Source organism: Klebsiella sp. LY (genome assembly GCF_004010915.1).
GTDB classification, from domain to species: Bacteria; Pseudomonadota; Gammaproteobacteria; order Enterobacterales; family Enterobacteriaceae; genus Klebsiella; species Klebsiella quasipneumoniae.
In genome coordinates this window covers 1,627,780-1,642,758 of the sequence record NZ_CP022444.1, presented here as the reverse complement: position 1 = coordinate 1,642,758, position 14,979 = coordinate 1,627,780, and the positions used below count along the sequence as shown (strand labels likewise).

Below are 14,979 nucleotides of genomic sequence, written 5' to 3'. Positions count from 1 at the left end.
CGCACTATTTTCACTTTATTGTTGCATCAAACGCCTTATCTTAATGTGCTGGGAGAAAGGGTAATGTCTGATCCCGATTTTAATTTGCTGGTAGCTCTCGACATATTGCTGAGTGAAGCGAGTGTCGCAGGTGCGGCACGTCGTCTGAACCTCAGCACCTCGGCCATGAGCCGAACATTAAGCAGATTACGCGATGTCACAGGAGACCCGATTCTGGTGCGCGCCGGGCGTAACATGGTACTGACCCCGTGGGCCGAAGCGACCCGGGATCGCGCCAGGCGTGCAGTGCACGAGGCCAGGGCAGTATTGCAGCCCTCAACGGAAACGTTCTGCGCGCGAAGTCTGGCGCGTCTTTTTACCATCAGGGCAAACGATGGTTTTGTGGTGGCGTTTGGGCCTGCGCTCATCGCAGCGGTTGCCGACGCCGCGCCTGACGTCTGTATACGCTTCGCGCCTAAGCCGGAAAAAACGTCGCGCTATCTTCGGGAAGGGCTGGTTGATCTGGAGATTGGCGTTCAGAGTAATATGGGGCCAGAAATACGGCTGCAACGACTGTTTGAGGATCGGTTTGTTGGCGTCGTGCGTAAAGGGCACCCGTTGGCTAAGCAGGCAGAAATAGGCGTGAGTGATTATGTCGCCTGGGGCCATGTGGTAGCGTCACCCGAGGGCGCGTTGCACGGATCCGTTGACGATGCGCTGGCCGAACTGGGGACAAAACGTAAAATTGCGAGCGTCGTACCGGGATTTCCGACAGCACTGTCCGTGGCGCTGGAATCGGATCTTATCGCCATGATACCCGCACTCTATTTACTCAATCAGCAGGTAACGGACCAGGTACACGTTTTCGAGCTGCCGTTCAAAAGCCGTCGTATTACGGTATCGCAGATGTGGCACCCAAGGATGGAACGCGACCCCGGTCACCGCTGGCTGAGAAAGCAAATTCTTGCGATATGCGGTGGGGGGAGGTCAGTCATGACCTGACCAAATAGACATGTCCGCGCTACAGTCTCGCCACAGCGATCGCTGCTTTCAAAGGATGAGACTCATGACGGCATACGGAACGGAAATTTTCTCAATGAGCGATCTGAACAGACTCACGATCGAAGTCTCCATACTTCGATAGACCGTTTATGTTCATTCCGTGAGACCTAATCGAAAACCCTCGTGGTACCTTTAAATTAACAATTAACGACGAATAAAGGACAGCTTCCCTGTCCTTTATTCTTTTTTATTCAGTTTTGCTCTCGCGCGATCGCAATACCTCACCGACCACAGGAGCAGCGGTAAACGCATTTGGCCATCCCGCGTAGAACGCCGCCTGGGCAACCACTTCTCCGGCCTCTTCAGCCGAAAGCCCATTATCCATGGCTCTGTTTAGGTGGTAGCCAATCTGCGCGCTCTGTCCGGCGGCGATTAACGCGCTGACCGTCACCAGGCTTCTGTCGCGGGGCGTTAGCGCGGGCCGTTGCCAGAGGTCGAGAAACAGCGGGTCGGCGGTAAATTTAACCAGGCCAGGTGAAATGGGGCCGACATTTTTTTCGACGGTGTCTGCACGCTGTTTCTCTACCTGTTCATTGAGGGGCAGCAGCGTCGGCGAGGCGGCGGGGAGGGACTCTGCCGTCACGCCCCTGGCTTCAAAGATGGCTTTAGCGACGCTGACGGCTGACATCGCATTGGGCCAGCCAGCGTAGAAGGCGAGGTGAGTAATGATCTCTGACACTTCCGCTGGCGTCACGCCGCTATCGAGCGCGACGGCAATATAGTGCTTCAGCTCGCCTGGCTGGTTGCGGGCAATCAGCATCGCCATGGTCACGATGCTACGGTCGCGGGCGGACAGGGCGTCACGTTGCCAGAGGTCGTTGCTGATGGCCTCGCGGCCGAAGCGCGCCAGCGCCGGCGACACCGCTTGAATATCAGCGTCCGTAAGGGTAGAAGGGGTAATTTTCATCATAGCTTCATCTCTTTGTTCGTTGGCATAAGCAAAATCAGACAGCACAAGCGACAAGGCTGCCGCGGCAATCACGTTTTTCATATTTGCTCCTTTCCGATCCACAGGGCGGATCGTTAGCGCGTCCACACCTGAGGATGGTCTTTTGTTTGCGGCGTGTTTTGCGCCATCACGCCGGTGAGGAAGTGCGGCTGATAGGCTTCTTCCAGATAGCGGATTTCTTCCGGGCTCAGTTGAAGGGCTACAGCGTTGACCGCGCCGTCAACATGATGCTTTTGCGTGGCGCCGACCACCGGGGCGGTGACTTTAGTCAGCAGCCAGGCCAGCGAAATTTCGGTCATGGAGACCTGATGCCGTTCGGCAAGTTCGGCGACGCGGGCAATAATGCTCCGATCCTGCTCTGCCGTGCGGTCGTATTTGCCCCGGGCATAATCATCTTCCACCGCTCGCCGCGTGTGGCCTTCTAAGCGGGCGAGACGGCCGCTGGCCAGTGCGCTATAGGGAGTCATCGCGATATTATCTTCCGCGCACAGCCCGAACAGCTCTCGTTCGTCTTCACGCATAATCAGGTTGTAGTGGCTCTGCACAGAAACAAAGGACGTCAGCCCTTCGCGTTCGGCAAGGGCGTTCGCCTTCGCCAGCTGCCAGGCATAACAATTGGAAATGCCAATCGCGCGCACCTTGCCGGCGGCGACAGCGGCATGCAGCGCCTCCAGCACGTCGATAACCGGGGTGTTGTAATCCCAAATGTGGTAAATGTAGAGGTCGATGTAGTCCATCCCGAGGTTTCGCAGACTCTGGTCAAGCGAGCGGGTGATCGCCTGTTTTCCGCTGATCCCCCCGGCAATCTGGGCAGCGGTTCGTGGCAGAAACTTGGTGGCCAGCACCACATCCTCGCGTTTTGCCATCTCCCGCAGCGCCCGGCCAACGTACCGTTCGCTGGAGCCGTTCTGATAGGCGATGGCGGTATCGTAAAAATTGATGCCCTGTTCCAGCGCGTAGCGGATGATCTCCCTGCTGGCTGTTTCGTCCAGCGTCCAGCGATGCTGGCCCGTTGACGGATCGCCAAACCCCATACATCCCATGCAGATGCGGGAGACCAGTAAGTCACTCTTCCCGAGCCGGGTATACTGCATCTTTATTTTCTCCCTTTGGGTTATTCCACCAGAGTTTTAAGCCGTGCGATCAGTGTGGCCGCGTGTTCCCGGGCACGCGTTTTTTGCTGAGCGATTTTGTCGGCATCCCGGTCGGCGTAGCTAATGCCGCAGGTATAAACCGGCGCCAGCAGCTCAAGATTGCACAGCCTGGCCGTGGTCTCGAAGGGAAGGAGATACTCCTCAATGGCATGGCCAAAGAAACCGTCAGCGGTATAGAGCGTCTGTGGCGCTCCCGTGGTGAAGGAGAGGATCAGCTTTTTACCACCCAGTTTCGCCGTTGAGCCATGGGCGAAGCCGTGGACAAAGACCTCGTCCAGCCACTGTTTCATTAACCCGGGCAGCCCATACCAGCTAAAGGGAAACTGCCAGACAATCACATCCGCCTGCAGCAGGCTTTCCTGCTCTGCGGCGATGTTGAATTTGCCGTCCGGATAGAGCCAGTCCAGACGACGGATTTCCGCATCAGGCAGGGCGGTCGCCAGCTCATCGAGGATGGTGGCGTTGGCGATGGAATGGTTAAGATCCGGATGCCCGGAAACGATAAGGATATGAGGCTTTCTCATCGTTACTCCTGAGGTTTAAATTCGGCAGAGAAGAGGTTTTCCCAGTTAATAAACGAGCCGAGTGGAATACACTCGAAGGTTAATAAACCCGCCTTCGCCAGTGGAAATTCGGCCATGATGTTATTCGCCTCTTCCACGGTGTCGCACTCGAGGAAAATAGCGACGCCGGGTCGGTCCTGACGGAAATAGATGTCGCGGATAAAGCCAGATTTATACAGGCCCCAGGCATGGAGGGCTTCCGCGGTAAGGTGCGGCGCATAGTGTTCCAGCGTTGCGCCGGGCGCGGGGATATCCAGACATAAAATTCGCATCGTTGTCTCCGGAAAGTCGTTATCAGCGGGAAGAGACAAAAGTATACGAGCCACAGGGAGTGAAGATTAGGCGGTCATTGACTTAAGAATATTTAGCCTGTACTTAATAATCAGGCGAGACTGTCGCAAGGAGATGCTATGAATAACGCCCTTTATAATCAAATACGCATCTTTCAGAGCATTGCGCGCGAAGGCAATATCTCGGCCGCGGCGAGGAAATTAGAAATCACGCCGCCGTCTGTTAGCAATGCCCTCAAGTTGCTGGAGGAGCATATCGGTCATCCGCTTTTTGTGCGTACCACCCGGCGAATCGAGCTGACGGAAACTGGCCAACAGCTGCTGGAGCAAACCGCTGCGGCGGTCGAGGTCCTGGAAACATCGCTGGAGAGCCTCCGCGATCAGAATCGGGAACCCTCCGGGGCGGTGAGAATTACGCTCTCGCGCTTTGCCTACCTGCTTATTCTTAAACCGGCGATGGCGGCTTTCTGTCAGCAATACCCGGGGATCCAGCTGGAAATATCGGTCTATGACGGTACCGTCAATATCATTGAAGAACGATTCGACCTTGGGATCCGCTTTGGCGATATTCTCGAAGGCGGGGTGGTCGCCCGCCCGTTAATGAAACCGTTTCGCGAAGGGTTATATGCCTCCTCAACCTATCTGGCCGAATATGGCGTGCCTGAGTCGCCCGCCGATCTCAGCCATCACCGGCTGATTGGCTATCGCTTTATTACCAACCACCGCATCCTGCCGCTGATCCTCAATGACCACGGCGAGCAACTCACCGTGGAGATGCCGGGGCAGTTAATCAGCAATGATATTGACGTCATGGCAGACGGTATCCGCCATGGATTGGGGATTGGCCGCTTGTTTGAACCTATCTGGCGGCTACAGCCCGATCGTGAACAGTTTCTACCGGTGATGGAGGACTACTGGAAAACCTATCCGCCGGTTTATCTCTATTACCCGAAAAACGCGGGTAAAACGAAAAGGGTGAAAGCCCTGATTGATTTTCTGATAGCGCATACTGCGGCATAAAGGCTATTTTGCGTGCGAAATGTCTGAAGACACCGGCCCTGTCTTTCCCTCTGTCTTAACCCTATACTCCCTGCGGATAAAGCGGTTTTTTATCGCGGTGCAACGGCTTATCCCATCGTCAACGCGATGGGCGGGGAATTTCAATAAGGGAGAGGCAGCAATGGGCAGACGCTTAATGGTCTGTGTGTTCGCGCTGGTGGCGTTTTCAGCCACTGCAGCGCATGGCCATCACGGCCAGTCGGTAATATCGGGCGCCGACGGCGGCAACGGTTCGGACGGCGGCAGTAGCGATAACTCCTCGGGCAGGGCAGGGTGCCCGGGCGGCACCGATCCCGATAAGCACGGCCATTTTTACCTGCCCGGCACCCGCGAACCCTGCAATCCTGGCCCTCAGGATGCAGAGAAAGTCGGGTCTTCCCGCTAGCGTTCAGCTCAGATCGTGCAGCGCTTTGTCCAGCGGCGGGGAAAGCTGAATATCCCGAAATGCAACCGCCAGTCCGCCGCGCTCCGGTGAGCAGCACATGACGCCGGCTTTTACCGGGCCTGGCGGAAAGTAGCCGAGACGCAGCAGCGGCCAGCGCTCGCCGTCGGTCGAATACTGCAGCCTTAACGCATCGCCTTTGCGGGTCAGCCGTAGCCAGAAAGTGCGCGGGTCGCCGGGGAAAAGCCCGGTGGCCCAGTCAGAGTGGGTTAACGTCAGCACGCTGCCGATGGCCGGGGCATCGTCATTAAACTCAATCCCCGCCTTCAGCCAGGTCTGCTCGTCTGCCATCATCATCAGCCCGGCCTGGTCGTAAAGCGTGGTGAAATCCGCACAGATTTTTGCCTGCAGGGTAAAATCGCCCTCCACCTCAGCGGCATAAAGATGGCCGGAGAAGCGTTCGAAGCCATACCAGGTATGGCGCCAGAAGTCGGTATGCTTATCGGTGACCACCGTCAGGCCGTCGGCATCGCGGTGCCACTCGGCAGGTTCATTAATCCAGTGAAAGGATGGCTGCATTTTTCCTCCGGAACAGGCTTATAACAGCGACTGCAGCGCGGGCGACGCCATGCTGGCCTCAAAGGGAATAATCTCCGTATGGGCGAGGCCCAGCTGCTGGAAGGGATCCTGACCCAGACGCGATTCCAGAATTTCCCGGCTGTCGCATTTCGCCAGAATCACCCCGCCGGTACGAGGAATACGGCGGCCGGAGGCGAGAAAGAGGCCGTCAGCATAGCATTTTTTGAGCCATTCGACGTGGGCGGGGATCGCGTTGTCAATCTCTTCGAGCGGTTTTATATACGTTAAAACAACCACATAAATCGTACTCATCCTGAAAACCCTGTCAATCCGATGGGATCTTCAGCCTGACACATTTCAATGATGGATAAAAGAAAGCGCGGCATTTTTGCGTGCTATTGAGCAGGAGGCGCGTGTTGCAACTGCAGGGAGATTTATCGCAGCTGTGAAAAAAACATATATGTATTTTCGAATGTATATTGATCTTTAATCGTGGTCCCGTATGCTGTCCGTCACGCTTGAGGAGAAACCATGTCTTTATTACCCCTGCAACTGTTCAAAAACCTCGCCGATGAAACCCGGCTGGGGATCGTGCTGTTGCTCAAGGCGCGGGGAGAGCTGTGCGTGTGCGATCTCTGTACGGCGCTCGCCCAGTCCCAGCCCAAGATCTCCCGCCATCTGGCAATGCTGCGGGAGAGTGGGCTGCTGCGGGATCGAAAACAGGGTAAGTGGGTCCATTATCGCCTCTCTCCGCAGATGCCGGCCTGGGCGGCGCAGGTGATTGAGCAGGCCTGGCTAAGTCAGCAGGACGATGTGCGGCTGATGATCAGCAGACTGACCGACGGGCCAGGTTGTCGGTAAAAAATTTATCTTATCATATATGATTTTTCGAATGTGATTGGTGGAGGAACGATGTTGCTGGCAGGTGCGATTTTTGTCCTGACCCTGGTGCTGGTGATCTGGCAGCCGCGGGGTTTAGGGATCGGCTGGAGCGCGGCCTTTGGCGCGGCGCTGGCGCTGGTCACCGGTGGCGTACAGATAGCCGATATCCCGGTGGTGTGGCATATCGTCTGGAATGCCACCGCCACGTTTATCGCCGTGATCATTATCAGCCTGCTGCTCGACGAGTCCGGCTTTTTTGAATGGGCCGCGCTACACGTTTCCCGCTGGGGAAGAGGGCGGGGTCGTCTGCTGTTTACCTGGATTATCCTTCTCGGCGCGGCGGTGGCGGCGCTGTTTGCCAACGACGGCGCGGCGCTGATCCTCACGCCCATCGTGATTGCCATGCTGCGGGCGCTGGGGTTCAGTAAGGGAACGATGCTGGCCTTTGTCATGGCAGCCGGGTTTATTGCCGATACCGCCAGCCTGCCGCTGGTGGTGTCGAATTTAGTGAATATCGTGTCGGCAGATTTCTTTGCCATTGGCTTCAGGGAGTACGCTTCGGTGATGGTGCCGGTCGATCTCGCGGCAATCCTCTCCACCCTGGCGATGCTGCACCTGTTCTTTCGCAAGGATATCCCACCCGCCTGGGATATGGCGTTACTGAAAGCGCCGGCCACGGCGATAAAAGATCCGGCGACGTTCCGTACCGGCTGGGGCGTGCTGCTGATGTTGCTGGTCGGCTTTTTCGTTCTTGACCCGCTGGGGATCCCGGTCAGCGCCATCGCGGCGCCGGGAGCGGGGATCCTGTTTGCTGTCGCGAAGCGCGGGCGAGTGATTAACACCGGCAAGGTGCTGCGCGGCGCCCCATGGCAGATTGTGATCTTCTCGCTGGGGATGTATCTGGTGGTGTATGGCCTGCGAAACGCCGGATTAACGGATTATCTGACCACGGTGCTGAACATGCTGGCGGAGCGCGGGCTGTGGGCCGCGACGCTGGGCACCGGTATCCTGTCGGCCTTCCTCTCTTCAATCATGAATAATATGCCCAGCGTACTGGTCGGCGCCCTGTCGATTGATGGCAGTGCGGCAACAGGGACGATCAAAGAGGCCATGATATATGCCAACGTCATCGGCTGCGATCTGGGGCCGAAAATCACGCCGATTGGGAGCCTGGCCACGCTGCTCTGGCTGCATGTGCTGGCGCAGAAGCACATCACCATCGGTTGGGGTTATTATTTCCGCTGCGGCATCATCATGACCCTGCCGGTGCTGCTTGTGACGCTGGCCGCGCTGGCGCTGCGTCTCTCTTTCAACCAGCCATGAGAACGTACTATGAGCATCACCATTTACCATAACCCTGACTGCGGTACCTCGCGTAATACCCTGGCGCTGATCCGCAACAGCGGCGCTGAGCCCACCATTATCTATTATCTGGAGACGCCGCCGTCGCGCGATGAGCTGCGTCAGCTGATCGCCGCGATGGCGATCCCGGTGCGGGCGCTGCTGCGGCAAAACGTCGAACCCTACGATGCGCTGGGCCTGGCGGAAGACCGGTTTACAGATGACCAGTTAATCGACTTTATGCTCCAGCATCCGATCCTGATTAACCGCCCGATCGTGGTGACGCCGCGGGGCACTCGACTCTGTCGCCCGTCAGAGGTGGTGCTGGAGATCCTGCCGGCGCCGCAAAAAGGCGCCTTCGTGAAGGAAGACGGTGAGCGGGTCATTGATCGGGCGGGGCAGCGTGTGAAATAGCGCGCAAAATGGCGCCGGCTATAGCAGCCGGCAAGCCTTGTAAATCCTGCCGCACGGTTGGCTCTCCGGGGGTAGCACCTGGATGGCTTAACAATATTCTCCCTTAGCGCTATTTCTGCCTCCTCCGGCCCGTTTCCCTTACTTTTGCTGTCGTTATACGCCCTGTCCGCACCGACGGTTTTTGTCCTTTGTTAATCAATCAACTTACTGTTTTTAATAAATAAAATTATGTATTCTGCACAATGGTATAATGTCAACGCCGTTTACGTTTTTGCGAACATTAAATCTATAAAACTAGATGTTTGTCGACTTTTCATCTAAAAAGGAGCGGTAAGGGGCTGGACAAAACCACTGCATGGTTATCAAATGGTTAAAAATACTCGTATCTGATGTTAAGACAAACAAATTATAAATCGTCAGCCCGCTTTATACGGTTAACTTGCGCTACGGCGCACCTTTTCTGGAGAATTTATGCATTCCTCTGTTAATAAAAACGAAAGCCGTACCTTTTTCGGCCATCCTTATCCGCTGGGCTCCCTTTTCTTCACTGAAATGTGGGAGCGTTTCTCGTTTTACGGGATCCGTCCCTTACTGATCCTGTTTATGGCGGCGACGGTTTACGACGGCGGGATGGGGCTGGCGCGGGAGAACGCCTCGGCGATCGTCGGGATTTTTGCCGGCAGTATGTATCTGGCCGCGCTGCCGGGCGGCTGGCTGGCGGATAACTGGCTAGGCCAGCAGCGCGCCGTCTGGTACGGCTCGATTCTTATCGCCCTCGGGCACCTGTCGATCGCCCTGTCGGCATGGCTGGGCAACGACCTGTTCTTTATCGGCCTGATGTTTATCGTCCTCGGTTCCGGGTTGTTTAAAACCTGTATCTCGGTGATGGTCGGTACCCTGTATAAAAAAGGCGACGCGCGCCGCGACGGTGGTTTTTCGCTGTTCTACATGGGGATCAACATCGGCTCGTTTATCGCGCCGTTAATCTCCGGCTGGCTGATTAAATCCCATGGCTGGCACTGGGGCTTCGGCATCGGGGGGATCGGGATGCTGGTGGCATTGATCATTTTCCGTGTCTTTGCCGTACCGTCGATGAAGCGCTATGACGCGGAGGTTGGCCTCGATTCCACCTGGAACAGCCCGGTGGCGAAAAAGAATGGCGTTGGGGCGTGGCTGCTGGCGCTGGCCCTGGGAGTGGCGGTGCTGGTCACGCTCATTAGCCTGGGCACGATCGTGATTAACCCGGTGGCGGTGGCCAGCGTGCTGGTCTATGTGATTGCCGCCTCCGTGGCGCTCTATTTCATCTGGCTGTTCGTCTTCGCCGGCCTGAGCCGTAAAGAGCGGGCGCGCCTGCTGGTATGCTTTATTTTGCTGGTCTCGGCGGCCTTTTTCTGGTCCGCGTTTGAACAGAAACCGACCTCCTTCAACCTGTTTGCTAACGACTACACCAACCGGATGATCGGCGATTTTGAAATCCCCGCGGTCTGGTTCCAGTCGATTAACGCCTTGTTTATCATTCTGCTTGCGCCGGTCTTCAGCTGGGCGTGGCCAGCGCTGGCGCGCAAAAACGTCCGTCCGGGCAGTATGACCAAATTCGTCATTGGCATCCTGTGCGCAGCGGCGGGCTTTGGCCTGATGATGCTGGCGGCGCAGAACGTCCTGAACAACGGCGGGGCCGGTGTGTCGCCGCTGTGGCTGGTGGGCAGCATCCTGATGCTGACGCTCGGCGAACTGTGCCTGAGCCCGATTGGTCTGGCGACCATGACCCTGCTGGCGCCGGAGAGAATGCGCGGCCAGATGATGGGGCTGTGGTTCTGCGCCAGCGCGCTGGGTAACCTGGCGGCGGGGCTGATTGGCGGTCATGTGAAGGCCGATCAGCTGTCGCTGCTGCCGGACCTCTTTGCCCGCTGCTCTATCGCGCTGCTGATCTGCGCCGCCGTACTGGCCGTGCTGATTGTCCCGGTCCGCCGTATGCTGGAGAACAGTCAGTCCAGCGCCGCGCAAAAATCCGTCAGCAACGCCTGACGCGATCCCCAGGCCGGTCCCCCGGGACCGGCTTGTTTTTTGTCCAACCCCCGCCTCAGCTGTGCAAAATCCCCTTTTCTGAATGCGCGATGTCCCATAACGTGAGCGTGTTCTTTGAAATCACGTCGCTTTCCGGTCCATAGTGTAGTCAGGTTTACTATGTGGTTAATATAAGGACACACCTATGCCAGCAGTCATTGATAAAGCATTGGATTTCATTGGTGGTATGAATACGTCTGAGCCAGTACCACAGTCTATGGATGAAAGTACCGCGAAGGGAATTCTCAAATATTTGAAAGAACTGGGCGTGCCAGCCAGCCCGGCCGATGTCGCTGAGCGCGGTCAGCAGCAGGGCTGGAGCGCCGGGTTTACCGACAAAGTGGCGGAGTGGGCTGAACGGGTCGCCGCCGGCGAACGGCTGGTGATTAAGCATCCGGAATTCTTTTCCACCTACATGCGCGAAGAGCTGCGCGCCCTGGTGTAATCGCCGCGCATCAATCCCGCGTCTTCTGTTAAATGCCTTCCCCATCCGGGAAGGCATTCTTGCTGATGACAAACCTGTTTGGTTATTGTGCCCGCATTTCTGCCGGGTGGCGGCTTCGCCTTACCCGGCCTACGAAAGGCAGCAATATCAAACCGTTATGCGGTTGGCTGTAGGCCCGCGCAAGCGCAGCGCCGCCGGGCAATCCCTGAAGATTGCCCGGTGGCTGATGACAAACCTGTTTGGTTATTGTGCCCGCATTTCTGCCGGGTGGCGGCTTCGCCTTACCCGGCCTACGAAAGGCAGCAATATCAAACCGTTATGCGGTTGGCTGTAGGCCCGCGCAAGCGCAGTGCCGCCGGGCAATCCCTGAAGATTGCCCTTTGGCTGCAGTTTGAATGCCTTCCCCTCCGGGGAAGGCATTTTTGTTACTGGCCGCGGTAGCCGCCGCCCAGGGCTTTGATCAGGGTAATGTCGGTGCTCAGCCGCTGGGCCTCAATGTCCAGGAGCAACAACTGCTGGGCAAGAACCGCCCGTCGGGCCTCTTCGGCGGCGTAGCGGCTGAGCAGGCCGCGCTGATAATGGGCGCGAGCGCTGTCGGTGGTGGTCTGCGCCGCGGTGACCTTCAGCTGCTGCAGCGCACGCTGCTGATTCAGGTCGTTAAGCTGGCTGGAGCTGATGGCGACATCGCGAACCGCGTCCAGCACCGCCTGGTTGTACTGTTTGATCAGAATATTGCTGGCGGTGCGCACCGACTGCAGATTGGCGTTCAGACGACCGCCGTCGAAGATCGGCAGATAGAGCCCGGGCAGCAGGTTGATCTGCTGGAAAGAGGACTTAAACAGATCCCCGACGCTCAGGGCGTTATAGCCCCAGAACGCTTTGATATCAAAATGGGGATAGAAGGCCGCTTTCGCCGCGTCGACCTGGCTCAGGGAGGCGGTCACGTACCCGCGCAGCGCCTGCAGGTCCGGGCGGCGGGCCAGCAGCTCGAAAGAGAGCGACGGCGGTAGCGTCTCCTGGAGCGCAGGCAGCGCTACCGGATGGATCGCCGGCATGCTTTGCGCATCGGCGCCGATCAGCGCCCGCAGGGTTTCACGATACTGGGTCAGCATCCCCTCGGCGCTAATGATCTGCTGGCGGGCGGCGAGCTGTTCGGCCTGGGCGTTGGCCACATCCACGCTATCCTCCACACCGCGTTGGGTCCGGTGCTCGTGGGCCGCCACCGAGAACTGGGCAATGCCCTCCAGCTCCTTCAGCAGCGCGATTTTCTGGAATGTCGCCTGCATGGCGAAATAGAGCTGCGCCACGCTGCTGGCGATGTCGAGCTCAATGCCGGCGGTCTCCGCCAGCCGGGCGTTTTTCTCGCCAATGGCGGCGGCGACCCGGGCGCGATCGGCTCCCCAGAGATCGATATTCAGCTGCGCCCCGACGCCAACGGTGTTCAGCGTATACCACGGACCGTTCTTATCCACCGGCAGGGAGTAGGAGTAGGGCCAGCTAAAGGATTTGTCGGTGATCCGCAGGCGGTTTTGCGCCGCGACGGCGGTGGCCTGCAGGCCCATCGCCGACTGGGCGAGTTCCACCGTAGACTGCGACTGGGAGATGCGCAGCCGGGCGGCCTGCATGGTCGGCGAATTCTGCAGCGCCCGGTTGATCAGCATATTGAGCTGAGGGTCATCGTAGGCCTCCCACCAGCGGGCTGCCGGCCAGTTGCTGTTCGCCAGGTGGATCACCTGCGCCAGCTGGGCCTGCTGCGGATTGACGATGGCGACCTGGGCAGGCTCGTCCTGAATCAGCGCGCAGCCGCTGAGCAGCGTCAGCGTCAGGGTAAGGAGAGTGCCGCGCAGCCGCGCGGAGAAAGGAAGGATCATCATGACGTTTTAGCCTGTTGCTCAGTCGCTATCGGTGTCGGGCCCCAGTCGGGCAGGGTGGCCAGCGCGGCGGCCAGCGCTGGGCCAAAGGGGTTAGTCAGGTCGGTGGCCAGCGGTTCGGCAGGGGCCGTTGCCTCCTGTTCGATACGTTCGGCGTAGCGCCGCAGCTGTTCGGCGCAGCGGGCCAGGGTCGGGTCTCCCGGCGCGGCGTTGAGCCGGTACCCTTCAGTGAGGCGGGCGATCTCCTCGGCCCGGGCGAGGGTGGCGCGCATCGGCCAGTTTTTCGCCTGGGGCCAGGGGTGGGCATACGTGCCCAGCGGTTCGGCGCGAACCCGATGGATAAGCGCTTCGCTGTCGGTGAAGGCGACAAACAGAGGGGCCAGCGGCACCGCATCGTGCGGGGCGGCGAGGCAGTCCGCCAGCCGGCGATAGAGTCCGGCGAGGCGCGATTTCAGCTGCGGCGCTTCGCTGTCCGGCCAGAGATATAAATGGACAATGGAGGAGACCAGCACCCCGAGCAGGATACCCAGCACCCGGTCCCGCAGCTCGGTGAGGTTAGTCAGCGGACCAAACCAGCTGAGGAAGGCCAGCGCAAAGGTGAAGCCAATCTGGATCCCGGCGTAGGCGATACGCTCCGAGCCGGCGGCAATCCAGGCCGCCATCGCCAGCACTGGCAGGGACATCGCCAGCAGCCCCGACAGCGAGTCGGTCCAGGGCTGGACAAAAACGATTAACAGCAGCGCCAGCAGAGTGGCGAACAGCGCGCCGCCGATGCGCAGCCACGTCTTTTGCATCGTGGCGCCCAGCCCGGGCTGGGCGACGATCACGCAGCTCAGCATAATGGTATGCAGTCCCTGCCAGTCGGCAGCGGTATAGAAGACATAGCAGATTAGCGTCGCCAGCAGGGTCTTGAGCGCAAAATGGAGATACGCCGGGTTGCGCCAGGCGTCCGGCGCTAGCAGGGGCGGCTTCTCCACCTCGCCCTGCGGCAGAGCAACGGGCTCACCCAGGGCCAGCCGCTGCAGAAGGGCTACCATCTCCTGCAGAACGGCGCGATTGACGCCGCGGCCGCTGAGCGCCAGGGGAGGAATAGCGCCGTCAAACGGCCCCTCGCTGAGGGCACTCTTCAGCTGCAGCACCGCCTGCGACAGCCGCAGGCGATCGTCGCTATCGGCCTCGTCCGCTTGCAGCAGCGCCGCCAGCTGGTAGCAGCGCAGGGTGGCGGCCAGCCGCGAGCGCCAGGCCTGGGGATCGGCGGCGATCTCCGGCGTCGCCCGGCTGGCCTGGGCGAACAGCGACTGCAGCTGGTTGAACTGCGCGGCGGTCTCGCCGAAGGTCGGTGGCGCTTCAGCGTCCGGGTCTGCCAGCCGGCTGGCGACCGCCTGCAGCATCTCCGCCAGACGCGCCTTAAACTGGTTGCCGGGAAAGGCCTGCTGAAAACAGGCGTTGACCAGCAGGGTGACGAGGATCGCGGTGTTAATCGCCACCCACAGCCAGAGCAGCAGCCGCACCAGGATTTCACTCTGGCTGGTCATCGACGGGAAGGTTTGGGCGTAAATCACCGCCAGCGCCACCACGAAAAAGGCCAGTCCCAGCTTGCCCAGCACCCGCATTAGATAGATGGCGCAGAAAAAGAGCGCCACGGAGGCCGCCAGGCGGATCAGCGGGTAGTCATAGGTCCACTTGATGATCAGCAGCACGCCGCCGAGCGCCACGCTGACGGTGACAAAAAAGACCACGCTGACTAACTTAATCATCAACACGTTAGGCTGGCTGACGTAGAACACGACGATCAGCGCGACGGCCAGAAAGGGGATCTGCAGGGTCATGAACAGGGTGATGAGCACCGCACAGCTCAGCGTCAGGCGCAGCGTGTAGCTGGCGCGTCCCGGTGCGTCGCGCAGTTCCTGGCGTAAAAAATGGGCGAGAGGAAACATCGCGTCGC

Annotated in this window: 16 protein-coding genes; 8 read left to right on the top strand and 8 right to left on the bottom strand. The window is 58.8% G+C overall.

Annotation, left to right across the window (positions count from 1 at the left end; genetic code table 11):
* Nucleotides 1-63: 63 nt before the first annotated feature.
* Complete coding sequence (locus CE636_RS10815) at nt 64-981, top strand: LysR family transcriptional regulator (protein ID WP_017899803.1); 918 nt, start codon at nt 64-66, stop codon at nt 979-981.
* Nucleotides 982-1,228: 247 nt separating this feature from the next.
* On the opposite strand, the gene CE636_RS10810 is transcribed toward CE636_RS10815, so the two are convergent.
* The 4 genes from CE636_RS10810 to CE636_RS10795 are packed head-to-tail and all read right to left on the bottom strand — an operon-like array spanning nt 1,229 to nt 3,979.
* Nucleotides 1,229-2,032 (bottom strand): carboxymuconolactone decarboxylase family protein, encoded by an 804-nt coding sequence (locus CE636_RS10810; RefSeq protein WP_004205332.1) that lies wholly within the window; start codon nt 2,030-2,032, stop codon nt 1,229-1,231.
* Between the two features lie 32 nt (nt 2,033-2,064).
* Nucleotides 2,065-3,084: an aldo/keto reductase gene (locus CE636_RS10805; protein ID WP_017899804.1), complete on the bottom strand. Its 1,020-nt coding sequence runs from the start codon at nt 3,082-3,084 to the stop codon at nt 2,065-2,067.
* A 20-nt stretch (nt 3,085-3,104) separates the two neighbouring features.
* On the bottom strand, nt 3,105-3,668 hold the full coding sequence (locus tag CE636_RS10800; RefSeq protein WP_017899805.1) for an NAD(P)H-dependent oxidoreductase: 564 nt from the start codon (nt 3,666-3,668) through the stop codon (nt 3,105-3,107).
* A 2-nt stretch (nt 3,669-3,670) separates the two neighbouring features.
* A complete protein-coding gene (locus CE636_RS10795) occupies nt 3,671-3,979 on the bottom strand; it encodes a hypothetical protein (protein ID WP_017899806.1) in 309 nt (102 codons plus the stop codon).
* A gap of 138 nt (nt 3,980-4,117) precedes the next feature.
* On the opposite strand from CE636_RS10795, the gene CE636_RS10790 reads away from it, so the two are divergent.
* Both CE636_RS10790 and CE636_RS10785 read left to right on the top strand, forming a co-directional pair.
* Nucleotides 4,118-5,017: a LysR family transcriptional regulator gene (locus CE636_RS10790; protein WP_017899807.1), complete on the top strand. Its 900-nt coding sequence runs from the start codon at nt 4,118-4,120 to the stop codon at nt 5,015-5,017.
* A gap of 160 nt (nt 5,018-5,177) precedes the next feature.
* On the top strand, nt 5,178-5,441 hold the full coding sequence (locus CE636_RS10785) for a hypothetical protein (protein WP_017899808.1): 264 nt from the start codon (nt 5,178-5,180) through the stop codon (nt 5,439-5,441).
* Nucleotides 5,442-5,444: 3 nt separating this feature from the next.
* Here CE636_RS10785 and CE636_RS10780 read toward each other — a convergent pair whose 3' ends face one another.
* Both CE636_RS10780 and CE636_RS10775 read right to left on the bottom strand, forming a co-directional pair.
* Complete coding sequence (locus CE636_RS10780) at nt 5,445-6,017, bottom strand: DUF1349 domain-containing protein (RefSeq protein WP_004205340.1); 573 nt, start codon at nt 6,015-6,017, stop codon at nt 5,445-5,447.
* A gap of 18 nt (nt 6,018-6,035) precedes the next feature.
* A complete protein-coding gene (locus CE636_RS10775; protein WP_004205341.1) occupies nt 6,036-6,329 on the bottom strand; it encodes a YciI family protein in 294 nt (97 codons plus the stop codon).
* Between the two features lie 219 nt (nt 6,330-6,548).
* On the opposite strand from CE636_RS10775, the gene CE636_RS10770 reads away from it, so the two are divergent.
* From CE636_RS10770 to CE636_RS10750, 5 genes are all read left to right on the top strand, one after another.
* A complete protein-coding gene (locus CE636_RS10770) occupies nt 6,549-6,878 on the top strand; it encodes a metalloregulator ArsR/SmtB family transcription factor (RefSeq protein ID WP_004205342.1) in 330 nt (109 codons plus the stop codon).
* A 51-nt stretch (nt 6,879-6,929) separates the two neighbouring features.
* A complete protein-coding gene (locus tag CE636_RS10765) occupies nt 6,930-8,222 on the top strand; it encodes an arsenic transporter (protein WP_017899272.1) in 1,293 nt (430 codons plus the stop codon).
* A 9-nt stretch (nt 8,223-8,231) separates the two neighbouring features.
* Nucleotides 8,232-8,654 (top strand): glutaredoxin-dependent arsenate reductase, encoded by a 423-nt coding sequence (gene arsC, locus CE636_RS10760; RefSeq protein ID WP_017899271.1) that lies wholly within the window; start codon nt 8,232-8,234, stop codon nt 8,652-8,654.
* A 471-nt stretch (nt 8,655-9,125) separates the two neighbouring features.
* Nucleotides 9,126-10,679, top strand: a complete 1,554-nt coding sequence (locus CE636_RS10755; protein ID WP_017899270.1) for a peptide MFS transporter — start codon at nt 9,126-9,128, stop codon at nt 10,677-10,679.
* A gap of 184 nt (nt 10,680-10,863) precedes the next feature.
* Entirely contained in the window at nt 10,864-11,163 is a 300-nt protein-coding gene (locus CE636_RS10750) for a DUF1889 family protein (RefSeq protein WP_004205347.1), read from the top strand.
* Between the two features lie 425 nt (nt 11,164-11,588).
* Here the strand turns inward: CE636_RS10750 and CE636_RS10745 are convergent, their stop codons facing one another.
* Together CE636_RS10745 and mdtO are read right to left on the bottom strand one after the other, a co-directional pair.
* Nucleotides 11,589-13,037 (bottom strand): MdtP family multidrug efflux transporter outer membrane subunit, encoded by a 1,449-nt coding sequence (locus CE636_RS10745; protein ID WP_017899269.1) that lies wholly within the window; start codon nt 13,035-13,037, stop codon nt 11,589-11,591.
* On the bottom strand, nt 13,034-14,971 hold the full coding sequence (gene mdtO, locus CE636_RS10740; RefSeq protein WP_017899268.1) for a multidrug efflux transporter permease subunit MdtO: 1,938 nt from the start codon (nt 14,969-14,971) through the stop codon (nt 13,034-13,036). Before mdtO ends, CE636_RS10745 begins: the two co-directional genes overlap by 4 nt.
* Nucleotides 14,972-14,979 lie beyond the last annotated feature (8 nt).